Raw genomic sequence first — 12,105 nt, forward strand, 5'->3', positions numbered from 1 at the left:
CGCCGGACGCAGGGCGGGGCGACCCGCCGCCGCGAAGCCCGGCGCGAACGGTTCGGGCCGTCCTCCACCTTCCACGGTCCGCGTCGACAGACCCGGTCACCGTACGGTGCCGGATACAGGGCGGGTACATGCCGTGCGGGGACGGTCGCGGCCGGCCGCCGCTGACGTGGAGACGCGACGACGGGCCGCGACGGTCGGCAGTGCCCGACCGCCGTCGGAGCCCTCCCGGTGCGGCCACGCCCACGCGCCCGACCGCACTGGCGGCGCCGACCCGCCGGGCCCGGAAGTTGTACCTCGTGTGTACGGGGTCTGTACGTCGCCCGCCGTATCGTTCCGCCGTCCAGCCGCCGAGGACGAGGAAAACGGAGCGACGTTGATGTCGGGACAGCCAGAACGCGGGCACGACAGGGGAGCGGGCCGGTCGCCGGACCTGTTCGCCGTCAGGTCGGGAGAGGTCGAGCACGTGGAGGTCGGGTCGCTGCGCGACGGGCTTTCGCCCCGCCTCACCGGGATCAGCCCGGCCCACGTCCAGCGGCTCGCCGGTCTCACCGACGACTTGCCGCCGATCGTGGTGCACCGGTCGTCGCGACGGGTGATCGACGGTTCGCACCGGCTCGCGGCCGCCCGCGCCCGTGGCGAGCGGATCGTGCCCGTCGTGTACTTCGACGGCTCGGACGCGGACGCCTTCGTGGCGGCGGTGCGGCTCAACGCCGCACACGGCATGCCCCTACCGGCGCAGGACCGCTCCGCCGCGGCGCGGCGCATCCTCACCACCCATCCACACTGGTCGGACCGGTGGATCGCCTCGGTGTGCCGGGTGGCCCCGCGGACCGTGGCCGCCCTGCGGGGGGGTTCAACCGACGACGATGGTCGGCTGAACGCCCGGCTGGGGCGCGACGGCCGCTCCCACCCGGTCTCCGCCGAGGCCGGCCGGCGGCTGGCCGCGGACATCATGCGGCGGCAACCCGACGTCAGCCTGCGCGAGGTGGCGCGGCGCGCCGGCATCTCCGTGGGTACGGCCTTCGACGTCCGCCGCAAGCTCGCCACGGCCGACGCCACCGACGCGCATCCGGCGCCGACCACCGCACCGGTGGACCCCGCGCGCCCGGAAACCGAGCCGGCCTCCGCCGTCCGGGAGCGGCTGGCGGTGCTCGTGCGCGACCCGTCGCTGCGCTACACGGACCAGGGCAGAGCGCTGCTCCGGCTGGCGTCCGCGACGCTCGCCTTCGCCCCCCGGACGGAACTGATCGCCGAGGCGGTGCCCGGCCACTGCCGCGGCTCCCTGCACGCCGTCGCGGTGGCCTGCGCCGGAAGCTGGCGGGCGTTCGCCGAGGAACTCGCCGATCCGGAGCGTACGGCGCATGCGGGGTGACGGGCCGGCGCCGGCGCCCCGGCGGTGGACGAGCCTGCACGTGTTCTACGACGGCGACCTCGACGTCGTCGTCACCGACCTGGTCGCGGCGGTGCGGACCCGGCTCGACGCGGAAGGGGCCTCGGCCGGGACGTTCTTCCTGCGGTACTGGGAGGGAGGGCCGCACCTGCGGATCCGGGTCCTGCCCAGGGCCGCCCGGGAGGACGACGTGCGGGCCATCGTCGAGCACGAGGCCGCGACCTTCCTCGTCCGCTGTCCGGCCCCGGCGCTGCTCACCCAGGAGGAGTACGCCCGGTACGCGCCGGGCCTGGCGGCGGCGGAGGGCATGGTCGACTACGAGCGGACGCGTCGGCCGAACAACTCCTTCGCGCACGTGCCGTACCGGCCCGAGACGCATCGGTACGGCGCGGGGGCCTCGTTGCACGCCGCCGAGGACCACTTCGTCACGTGCAGCGACACCGTCCTGCGGCTGCTGGCCGCCGGCGCGACCGCGAACCAGCGCACCACGGCGGCGGTCGCCGTGCTGGCGCTGAGCAGGTGGCTCTGTCCCTCGGCCACCCCGCCGGCGGCGCCCGGCGGCACCCCGTCGAGCGCCGTGACGGAGCGCTACCACCGGCAGCGGCACGTGCTGGGCGAACTGGTCGGCCGGATGCGGCTGCTCGCCCAGGCGCCGCCCGCCGGGCCGACCGGCACCCTCGGCACGTGGGCCGGGGCGATCGCCACCCTGGCCGCGCGGATCGAGGACCCGGCCCTCCGGTGGCGGGTCGTCGACACCTGTGCCCACCTGACCTGCAACCGCCTCGGCGTGGCCGTGCCCGGGGAGCGGGAGCTGCGGCATCTCGTCGACCGCGCGTTCGCCGACCTGACGACCCAGGGGAGACCGGCGTGACCGCGACGTCGTGGCAGAGCATCCACGTGCACCACCACGGGGCGGCGACCGACCGGCTGCTCGTCGAGGCCGTCCGGCCCCTGTCCCGCGCGCTCGCCGTGCACGGCCACCGCAGCTGGTTCACCCGGCACTGGCGCCGGGGGCCGCACGTCCGGCTGCACGTCGACGCCGACGACCGCGCCCTGCGCGAGGTCGTCGTCCCGCTCACCGCGTCGGTGCTCGATGCGTACCTGCCGGGGCTGCCGACGGTCGAGGTCGACGTCGAGGCGGTGCTTCCCCTGCACCGCCGGTTGGCCCGGCTCGAACTGGAGGACGGGCCACTGACGCCGTGGCGTCCCGACAACTCGTGGCACGTCGACCGCTACGACGACCGGGTGGCGGTGCACGGCACCGCCGAGGCGTCGGCGCTGACGGCGGACTTCATGACCGACACGAACGATCACGCGTTCGCGGTGCTCGCCGACGTGGTGGCCGGCGGGAACCTGCACGCGGCGGTCTTCGACACCATGGTCACGCTGATCGGGCCCGGGATCGACGGCCCCGAAGCGGGACACCTCAGCTATCGCTCCCACGCCGAGGCGCACCTGGCTCAGACCGCCGACGGCGGGCGGCGGCGCCGGGCGTGGGACGCGCACTACCGGGCGAACGCGGCGGCGCTGGAGGCCCGCCTCGCCGCCGTCCTGGCCGGGGCCGACGGGTCGGATCCGTACGGCCCGGCGTCGTTCGTCGCGGTGCTGGAGCGCTACCAGGCGCGGGGCCGCCGGCTGCACGAGCGGGGCCTGCTGCCGCTCGGCGGGGGAGTGGACGACAGCGCGGCGACCGACGAGGTGAGGACCAGGTTCCGCGGGCTCAGCCCGTTCCACCGCGCCCTCGCCGAGAACGACCACTGGCTCACCGTGGTGCGGCCGTCCGTGGAGTTCGCGCTCTTCCGGCTCTCGCTGAACCTGATGTACCTGCAGTTCACCAGGATGGGACTGAGTCCCGAGAACCGCTACTTCCTCTGCCACCTGGTCGCCGGCGCGGCGGAGGCCCGGACCGGCCGCACCGCCGTGGACGTGGTCCGGACGCTGGGCGCACCGGCGTGAGCCAGGACCGGTGGGAGACGCTGCGGCTGCGCGCCGGGGTGTCCGTGGTGCGTACCCCCGCGGGCACGCACCTGGTCGGGCTGCCCGACCACGAGCCGGTGACCGCGCAGGAGGTCGTGGTGGTGCGCGCGCTGGCGGCGGCGGAGCAGCGTGCCGACGCGCTCGCCCTGTCCACCGCCCCGCTGCTCGCCCGGCTGCGCCGCGAGGGCTGGCTGCGGGTGACGACCCACGGTCCCGGCGGCCCCGTGCACACCCTGGACCCGCGGCACCGCCCCGACCGGCCGGAGCCGGACGGCGTGCCCCCGGGACTGCGGCTGTCCCGGTTCACGTCGATCACCGCCGCGCCCGACGGCGGGCTGCGGGTGGCCTCGTCACGCGCCTGGGCCGAGGTGCTCGTGCGCGAGCCGGCGACGGCCGCCGTGCTGGCCGACCCCGCGACGGAGCGGCCCGCACCGGGCGTGGACGCCGCCGCGTGGCAGCGGTTGCGGCGTGACCTGTGCTGGGCCGGCCTCGCCGTGACCGGCGACGAGGACCACGACTTCCACGTCCGGCAGTGGTCGCCGGTGGACCTGGAGTTCCACCGGCGCAGCCGGGGCATCGGCGTCGGGCAGCGCTACGGGGCCACCTACTGGGGTCGGGCGTACGCGCCGCCACCGCCCGCCCGGCCCCCCGCGCGCCGGCCCGTCGTCGCGCTGCCCCGCCCCGACCTGGACCGGCTGCGGCGCGACGACCCGAGTCTGACGGCCGTCCTGGAGGCGCGCCGCTCCGCGCGGGAACACCACGACGAGCAGCCGATCACCGTTGAACAGCTCGGCGAGTTCCTGTTCCGCTGCGCGCGGACCGTGGAGGCCGGCGGCCTGGACGGGGTGGACCTCCGCGCCCGCCCGTACCCCAGCGGTGGCGGCCTGCACGAGCTGGAGGTGTACCTGGTCGCCGACCGGGTGGCGGGGTTGGCGGCGGGCACCTATCACTACGACGGGCACGACCACGCGCTCGGTCTGGTCCGGCAGCCCGACGGCGCCTCTCGCCGGCTGCTGCACGCGGCCCGGGACAGCTCCGGCGCCGAGCGCACCCCGCAGGCGCTGCTCGTCGTCACCGCCCGGTTCGGCCGGCTGATGTGGAAGTACGAGGGCCTGGCGTACGCGCTCGCGCTCAAGAACCTCGGCGTGCTCGTCCAGACGATGTACCTCGCGGCGACCGCCATGGGGCTCGGCGGCTGCGCCCTCGGCGCCGGTGCGCCGCACGCCTTCACCCACCTCACCGGCGTCGACCCGCTCGTCGAGGACGTCGTCGGCGAGTTCACCCTGGGCACCGTCGCCCAGTCACCGCGATAGGAGCCCGTGTGCGGAAACTACGGCTACGCGACCACGTCTACGTGGCACCGACACCCTCCGGGGTGCACATCCTGACCCTGGACGGACCGGTCTCGCTGACCGGCCCGTCCGTCGCCCGCTGGATCGAGGCGCTGGCGCCCCGGCTGGACGGGCGGTTCTCCGCCGAGGAGATCACCTCGGGGCTGCCCGAGGCGCACGCCGCGATGGCGGCGTCGCTGATCACCCGGCTGCGCGAGGCCGGCGTGGTCCGGGAGGTGCCGGATGCCGGCGACGCCGCGACCGGCGACGCCGCGACCGGCGACGCGACCGGCGACGCCGCCGCCGAACTGTCCTATCTGGCCGCCCACGGGGTGCCGGCCGGGGCCACCCTGGCCCGCCTCGGTCGGCTCGCCGTCGCGGTGGTCGCCGACGGCGACTGGGCGACGGCGGTCGCGGACGCGTTGCGCCGCTGTGGCGTCGTCGACGTGCGCAGGTACGCCGCCGCCGACCCGCCCGCCGACGACCTTTCGGTCGACCTGCTGCTGCACGTGACCGGTGCCATCGACGGGGAGAGCCACCGGCGGGCCGAGCGGCTGGCCCGGCGGCGGGGCGCGGCCGCCGCGTACGCCCTGCTCGACGGGGCGGACGTGTGGCTGACGCCGGTGCTGCCGCCCGACTCCGTCGGGGACGCCGCCCCGGCGCCGTCCTCGCTGCTGGCCCGGCTGCCCGAGGCCCCGGAGACCGCGGCCCCGATCGCCGAGGTGCACCGGACGGTGGCGGTCGCCCAGCTCGTCCGCGCCGCGTTCGGTTGGGCGACCGGCACCGGAGACCCGCGGCGGACCGGGAAGGTCACCCGGCTCGGCCCCGACCTGGTTGCCCGTCGGCTGCACTGCCTGCCGCACCCCTTCTGCGCCCCCGTCGGGGCGCCCGACCCCGACGGCTTCCTCGCCCGGGTCGCCGCGCTGCGCGCGTCGCCGGGCGTCACCGACGGCGACTTCTCCACGTCCGCCGTGCGCGCGGCCGACGACACCCTCGGCCCCTTCCGGTACCTGTCCGACGACGCCGTCGCGCAGAGCCCGCTCACGGTCGCGCGGGCGCAGGCCCGCGACCCGCTGGCCCGGGGGCTGGGACGCGACGCCGCCGGCGCGGCGGTCGGCGCCGTGGCCTTCGACTATCCGACCGCCCGCGTCGAGGCGGCCCGGCGCGCCCTGACCCGGTACGCCGGCCTGATGGTCGACCCGCGCCGGCTGGTCGACGGGGCCGGCCGCCCGCTCGCGCCCGGCGACGCCGGGGCGGACGACCTGCACCGGCTGCTCCGCGCGGGGCTGCCGGACGGCCACGTGTACGGGCTCGACCTCGCCAGCGGGGCCGTACTGCCGGTGCCCGTCGCCACGGTCTTCACCCGGCTGGCGGACGCCGTGGCGGCGCCGGTCAGGCTCGGCGAGGGCTTCGGGCCCTCGTGGGACGCGGCGGTCGCCCGCGGCCTGGCCAGCCACTGGTCGTACGACCCCGCGCTGACCGCCGACGCGGCGGGGCGTCCCGTCGGGGTCGAGGCGACGGACCTCGACGACGTCGGCCGACGGTGCCTCGCGCTCCTGAGGGAGTTCGGTGAGGTGCCGCAGGTGCACGACCACGGCGGTCGGCACGGCGTCAGCGTCCTCTCCTTCCGGCGTGACGGCGTCACGGTGGCCCGCACCAGCGGCGCCGGGGTGGACGCCTGGCGGCAAGGGCTGCTGGAGGTGACGTTCGTGGTGCAGCAACTGGTCCACAGTGGCGGCTACCGGCCACCGGCCGCCGCCGCGACCCGCGCGGGGACGCCGGCGACGGTGGACGCCGGGTTCGACGTCGCCGCCGCCGTGGCGGGCCTCGCCGCGACCGGACGACGCGCGGTCGTCGTGCCGCTCGACCACGACCCGGCGGTCGCCGTGATCGCCGCCAACCCGTTGAAGGTGGTGATCGTCAATGGATGATTTGACGACGGTGTCGGTGCTCGGCGCCGGGCTGATCGCGGAGGCGGTCGCCGCCGGCGCCGGGGTGACCCCCCGGGTCGCCGGACCGGACGAGAGGCTGCCGGCGGGGCCGGTCGTCGTCGCCGCGGACGGCTGGGTGCCCCTGGTGACCGACGAGTTGCGGCGGCGGGTCGGGGGACCGGTCCTGCCGGTCCGGGTCGAGTTGCACCGGCTCGTCATCGGGCCGTGGGAGGTCGCGGGGGAACGGGGCTGCGCCCGCTGCGCCGAGCGGCGTCGGGGGCTGGCCAACCCCATGCAGCGCGGTGAGAGCGAGGTCCGGCACCGGCACGCCGGGCGGCTGGCCGAGCCGTCCCCGCTGCTCACCCGGGAGGCGGCCACCGTGGCGGCGGCGCTGGTCGTCGACGACCTGCGCGCCCACGCCGAGGGGCGGGTGCCGCGCAGCCGTGCCGCGATCGTGGAGGTCGACCTGCGCGAGCTGACGGTCACGGTGCACCGGATGCTGCCGTACCCCCGGTGCGAGGTGTGCGGGCCGGAGTGGGTCGACGAGCCGGACCACGCGCTCGCCGACCGGCGGGTGATCCCGACCCACCGGCCGGGCAGCCCCCGGGGGCGTGACCTCGTGGCCGAGCTGGACGCCCTGGTGGACACCTACGTCGACCCGCGTACCGGGATCGTGCGCAAGCTCGGTGACCACACCCTCGGCGGGCAGATCGTCACCGTGGCGGAGCTGGCGGGCAGCGTCGGCGACCGTAACGGCTACGGGCGGGCGCCGCAACGCCGGGCGAGCCGGGTGACCGCCCTGCTGGAGGCCCTGGAACGCTTCTCGGCCGTGCCGGGGGACCGCCGGTCGGTCACGGTGGGCTCCTACCACGACCTCGCCGACCGGGCGCTGGATCCGCGTACCCTCGGGCTGCACCCGGCCGAGGCGTACGCCGAGCCCGACGTCGAGTTCGAGCCCTTCGACCCGGATCGCGCCTACCGCTGGACCTGGGGCTGGTCGTTCCTGCGGCAGAGTCCCCTGCTCGTTCCCGAGACGCTGGCCTACTACGGCAACTACCCGCACGGGCCGGACGGCCACGGCTTCGTCTACGAGATCTCCAACGGCTGCGCCCTGGGCAGCAGCCTGGAGGAGGCCGTCCTCTACGGGACGCTTGAGGTCGCCGAGCGCGACGCCTTCCTGCTGGCCTGGTACGCGCGGCTGCCGCTGCCCGAGATCGACCTCGGCACGCTCGACGTCGAGGCGGCGTTGCAGGTGGCGTCGCTGCGGGCGGAGACCGGCTACCGGATCCGGCTGTTCGACATGACAGCCGAGCAGGGCATCCCGGCGGTGTGGGCGCTGGCCACCGCCCCGGCCGGCTCCGCCAAGGCGGCCCTGGTCTGTACGGCGGGTGCCCACGTGAGCGGCGAACGGGCGACCCGGGCCGCGCTGGCGGAGCTCGGCGGCACCCTGGTCGGGGCCGTGCGACAGTCCGCCGACCCGGACGTCCTCGCGCGGGCGGCCCGCATGGTCGACGATCCCTCGGCGGTGCGGGAGATGGAGGACCACCAGGTGCTCTACTACGACCCGAGGGCCGCGTCACGGCTGTCGTTCCTCACCGGACGTACGCCCACCCGGGGCATCGGCGAGGTCGGCGTCGACACCGGCGACTTCGACCATGACGATATCGGGGCGTTGACGCGTGCCGTCGTCGACCGTTACGTCCGGCTCGGCATGGACGTGGTCGTCTTCGACCAGACGCCGGAGGAGTTGCGGCGCACGGGCCTGCACGCGGCGAAGGTCCTCGTCCCGGGCACGCTGTCGATGACCTTCGGCCACCGCTACCGCCGCACGGACCTGCCGCGCCTGCGGGAGGCCCGCCGCCGGTGGGGGCTCACGGACAACCTGCTCGCCGACGACGACATCAACCCGCATCCGCACCCCTTTCCCTGACGGCCGAAATCACCCCTGGAAGGGTTCCCATTCGATATCGGGGGCCCTTTCTTCGGCGTGCCCGGCCGTGTCCTTCCGGCGTTCAACGCGCGCATGGACGGTCGTGAGATCGGCTGCCAGGATGTGCGCACCGGAATTCGCTACGGATTCCCGGAAGTGGGAAAGGAGAATGAGATGGCGATGAACGAGAACTCGCCGGAGTTCGCGATCAGCGACCTGCCGGTGGACGTCTTCGAGCTGTCGACCGCCGGCCTGGAGGTCGAGTCGCTGACCGCCGGTCACGGGATGGTGGAGCACGGCGGATCGAACGCGTGCAACTCCATGGTGCTGGCGTGCAGCTGCGGGCGTTGCGCATGCAGCTCGGGCTCGTGCCACGAGCCCCTCTGACGCGTCGCGTCGACCGCGTCGCCGGCGGTGCACCGACAGGCCGCCGGCGACGCGCCGAGGCGGGTCCGGTCGGGCGGGAGCTCGCCCGGCCGGACCCACCCCGCCGGTGCCCGCCGCGGTGTCCAACGCCGTTCCTGGACGCTTCAAAGGGTTCGTGTCACCCTCGCCGGGCAACGGCCCGTCATGGCCGGAGAACAATCAGTCGGAGGCAAGATGAAAAAAGAGATGAGCGGCCCGGATTTCGCGATCAGCGACCTGCCGGTCGACGTCTTCGAACTGTCGACCGAAGGGCTGGAGGTGGAATCCCTGACCGCCGGACACGGTATGCCCGAGCACGGCGCCTCCGGGCACTATTCCCCGGTGATCCAGGGATGCAGTTGCGGTTCCGCGTGCTACTTCTACTACTGATGACGGCACGGATCGCGGCTTCCTCCCGCCGCCACGGAGCCGTTCCCGGCACCGTCCGGCGGGAGTCGCGGTGAGCCGGCGCGCGGCACCGGCGCGGACGTCCGCGGTCCTGCGCCGCGCCGCGCTGCCGGTCGCCGTCCTCGACGTGTTGCGGTTTCCCCGTACGGCGCAGGGGGTCGACGAGGCCGTACGGCTGCGCGCCGACGTCGCCCGGCGGGGCCGGGATCTCGCCGACGCGCTGCACGCGGTGGTCGGTCAGCTTCCGGCCGGGTCCGCCCTGCGACCGCGGATCGTCGGCCTGCGCCGTGCCCTGCACGCCGGCCGACGCCCGGCCGGCCGGGAATGGACGCCCGAGGTCGCCGGCCACCTGCCGGAGGCCCTCGCGGAGGCGGTCTCGCGCTGGTCGGCCGACCTCGCGGCGGTCGGGGCCGCCGAGGAGGCCGTCGACGCGCTCCTCGGCGCGGAGCACGAGCAGCGGCGGGCCGCCCTGGCACAGGCCGCCACCGACCCAAGTTTCCGGGTCGCGCTCGGGGGCACGAGCCCGACCCTCGCCGCCGAACTGGAGAAGTGGCTCGGTCGGCCGCACCGGATCCCCCGGGCCAGGACGACTCTGAGCATCGCCCGCTACCTGGCCCGCGCGGCGGCGAAGACCAGCCCGCTCAGTGCCTTCCTGACCAGCGGGCCGGTCGAGTGGGTCCCGCGCGGCCCCGCCCTGGCCATCCGGCCACGAGCCGGTCGCGCCGCGTTCGAACTCGCCTACGCCCACCTGCGCGAGGAGATCGCCGACCTCGTCGTCGACCACCCCGCCGTGCGGGACGCGGCGCCACTGACGCTCAATCCGACCGCCCACCTCGCCGAGGAGCACGCCCTCTACCTCCCCTTCGCCGGCGCGGAGGCACTCTGCGCGGTGCCCGCCCGCCCGTCGGTGCGGAGACTGTTCGCGTTGCTCGGCCCGCAGCCGCACGGGCTGCCGCGGGGCGAGCTGCGGGACCGCCTCGCCGAGGGCGACCCCCGCCTGCACGACCAGGTCGACGCCTTTCTCGACCACCTGTTCCGCAACGGCCTCGTCGTGCGCGCCCTGCCGGTCGCGCGCATCGAGGACGTGCCCGCCGCGCCGGCCGACTGGCTCGCCGCCAGCACCGCCGGCGCGCACTCCCGCGCCGGGGCCGCCCTGGCCGCCGACCTGACCGCCCTCGCCGACGCCCTGGCGGTACGGCCCACCGTCGAGGATCCGACGGCCTACGCTGATTACCGCGCCGGGCTGGTCGCCCGGGTGCACGGGCTCACGGCGCACGTCGCCGGGGACGACCGGCGACGTGCGGTGTTCACCGCTGTCGCCGGTATCCACGTGCGCGACACGGTCGTCTCCGCGGAGCCGCTGGGGACCTGTTCGGTCGCCGCCTGGCAACCCGTCCTCGGCGACCTCGACGCGCTGCGGCGGTGGCTCGCCCCCTGGTCGCCGCTGCTCCCGGTCAGGCTGGCGCTCACCGAGATCTTCGGTGACCGCGTCGCCGCCCGGGGAGCCGTGCCGGTGCTCGAGGTCTACCGCGACTTCCAGGCGGTCCTCGGTGCCGACGGTGAGGCCGGCGGGGAACTTCGTCGCTGGCTCGCCCCGACGCTGCCGTCGTGGCGGGGGGAGAGCCCGTTCGCGTCGGTGCGCCGCCTGGGCGACGTGCTGCGCCTGGCCGCTGGTGCCATCGCCCCGTTCCCGCTGGCGTCCGGCGAGCCGGGCGTGGCCGCGTCGCCGGTGCACGTCGAGCCGCAGGCGCTGCGGGAGGCCGCCGCGGCCTATCCCAGCTGGGTTCCCCCACTACGGTCGATCGGCGTGATGGTCCAGGTCACGGACGCCGGCGAAGCCCGGGCGGTGGTCAACTCGGTCCGTACCGGATTCGGTTCGACGCGGGCCCGCGTCGACCATCTCGCCGGCGTGCCCGGGGCGGGGCTGATCGCCGACGACGGGAGCGGCCCAATCTACGCCGGCCTGCGCAACCGCTTCGGCATGTCGATCAACGACCACCGTCCCCGGCTGCCGTTCGAGATCGTCGACGTCCCGTACCTGCCGGCCGGGCCGGGTGAGCCACGACGGCTGGCGGTGGCTGACCTCGTCGTGCGGCACGACGAGGAGACCGGCCTGCTCGCGCTCTGGTCGCTGGCGCACCGGCGCTTCGTGCGCGTCGTGCACACCGGGACGGGGGCGTCGGCCTACCTGCCGATGTTCGCCCAACTGCTGATGACGCTACCCGGCGAGCTTCCGTCGCACCTGCCCGTGCCGCCGGTCGCCGGGGTGCGGACGGTGGACACCGGGGACGGGCGGCGCGACTGGCCCCGCCTCGTCGCGGGCCGGCTCACCCTCCGCCGCTCCCGGATCCATCTGGCCGCCACCCGCGTACCCGTGCCGCGGCCCCACGAGAGCGACGGCCGCTTCCTGCTGCGGCTGGCGGAGTGGCGGCGGACGGAGCAGCTGCCCCGCCGGGTCTTCTTCCGCGTCTCCCACGGCAACTCCGGCGTCGACCCCCGCCCGCCGGTCGGGCCGACCGGGGCCTACTGGGCGGGCAACAAGTGGCACAAGCCGATCTACCTCGACTTCGACAGCTGGTTCCTGGTCCAGGGTCTCGTCGCCGCGGTCCGCCGGCCCGGTACCACCGGGATCTCCTTCGACGAGGCGCTGCCCGACCCGATGGCGCCCGGCACCGGGGCGGACCATCACGTCAGCGAGCTGGTCCTCGACGTCGGCGACTGAGGACGGCTCGC

9 protein-coding genes are annotated in these 12,105 nt (G+C 75.7%); all 9 read left to right on the plus strand.

Annotated elements, in window-relative coordinates; translation table 11 throughout:
* The first annotated feature begins 376 nt into the window (after window positions 1-376).
* The 9 genes from ACFHW0_RS25745 to ACFHW0_RS25785 all read left to right on the plus strand — a co-directional run bounded on the left by ACFHW0_RS25745 (window position 377) and on the right by ACFHW0_RS25785 (window position 12,094).
* A complete protein-coding gene (locus ACFHW0_RS25745) occupies window positions 377-1,372 on the plus strand; it encodes a transcriptional regulator protein (RefSeq protein WP_416611584.1) in 996 nt (331 codons plus the stop codon).
* Window positions 1,362-2,261 (plus strand): lantibiotic dehydratase C-terminal domain-containing protein, encoded by a 900-nt coding sequence (locus tag ACFHW0_RS25750; protein ID WP_416611586.1) that lies wholly within the window; start codon window positions 1,362-1,364, stop codon window positions 2,259-2,261. Before ACFHW0_RS25745 ends, ACFHW0_RS25750 begins: the two co-directional genes overlap by 11 nt.
* Window positions 2,258-3,346, plus strand: coding sequence for a thiopeptide maturation pyridine synthase (locus ACFHW0_RS25755; RefSeq protein WP_416611588.1), 1,089 nt, complete (start codon window positions 2,258-2,260; stop codon window positions 3,344-3,346). The genes ACFHW0_RS25750 and ACFHW0_RS25755 overlap by 4 nt, the downstream gene beginning before the upstream one ends.
* Window positions 3,343-4,680, plus strand: a complete 1,338-nt coding sequence (locus tag ACFHW0_RS25760; protein ID WP_416611590.1) for a SagB family peptide dehydrogenase — start codon at window positions 3,343-3,345, stop codon at window positions 4,678-4,680. The genes ACFHW0_RS25755 and ACFHW0_RS25760 overlap by 4 nt, the downstream gene beginning before the upstream one ends.
* Window positions 4,681-4,688: 8 nt before the next feature.
* The gene (locus ACFHW0_RS25765) at window positions 4,689-6,629 is read left to right on the plus strand and encodes a hypothetical protein (RefSeq protein ID WP_416611592.1); all 1,941 of its coding nucleotides are present in this window, start codon (window positions 4,689-4,691) and stop codon (window positions 6,627-6,629) included.
* Window positions 6,622-8,559: a TOMM precursor leader peptide-binding protein gene (locus ACFHW0_RS25770; RefSeq protein ID WP_416611594.1), complete on the plus strand. Its 1,938-nt coding sequence runs from the start codon at window positions 6,622-6,624 to the stop codon at window positions 8,557-8,559. Before ACFHW0_RS25765 ends, ACFHW0_RS25770 begins: the two co-directional genes overlap by 8 nt.
* Window positions 8,560-8,733: 174 nt before the next feature.
* Window positions 8,734-8,946, plus strand: coding sequence for a thiomuracin/GE37468 family thiazolyl RiPP peptide (locus tag ACFHW0_RS25775; RefSeq protein WP_416611596.1), 213 nt, complete (start codon window positions 8,734-8,736; stop codon window positions 8,944-8,946).
* A 225-nt stretch (window positions 8,947-9,171) separates the two neighbouring features.
* Complete coding sequence (locus tag ACFHW0_RS25780; protein WP_416611598.1) at window positions 9,172-9,354, plus strand: thiomuracin/GE37468 family thiazolyl RiPP peptide; 183 nt, start codon at window positions 9,172-9,174, stop codon at window positions 9,352-9,354.
* Window positions 9,355-9,424: 70 nt separating this feature from the next.
* Window positions 9,425-12,094 (plus strand): hypothetical protein, encoded by a 2,670-nt coding sequence (locus tag ACFHW0_RS25785; RefSeq protein ID WP_416611600.1) that lies wholly within the window; start codon window positions 9,425-9,427, stop codon window positions 12,092-12,094.
* Window positions 12,095-12,105: the final 11 nt, after the last annotated feature.

This window comes from Micromonospora sp. LOL_025 (genome assembly GCF_048060285.1).
Taxonomy (GTDB): Bacteria; Actinomycetota; Actinomycetes; order Mycobacteriales; family Micromonosporaceae; genus Micromonospora.

What these genes read in the sequence shown, in the direction of transcription:
- ACFHW0_RS25775 (WP_416611596.1), top strand. Translation starts at nt 8,734, where the DNA reads ATGGCGATGAACGAGAACTCGCCGGAGTTCGCGATCAGCGACCTGCCG.
- ACFHW0_RS25750 (WP_416611586.1), top strand. Translation starts at nt 1,362, where the DNA reads ATGCGGGGTGACGGGCCGGCGCCGGCGCCCCGGCGGTGGACGAGCCTG.
- ACFHW0_RS25780 (WP_416611598.1), top strand. Translation starts at nt 9,172, where the DNA reads ATGAGCGGCCCGGATTTCGCGATCAGCGACCTGCCGGTCGACGTCTTC.
- ACFHW0_RS25745 (WP_416611584.1), top strand. Translation starts at nt 377, where the DNA reads ATGTCGGGACAGCCAGAACGCGGGCACGACAGGGGAGCGGGCCGGTCG.
- ACFHW0_RS25770 (WP_416611594.1), top strand. Translation starts at nt 6,622, where the DNA reads ATGGATGATTTGACGACGGTGTCGGTGCTCGGCGCCGGGCTGATCGCG.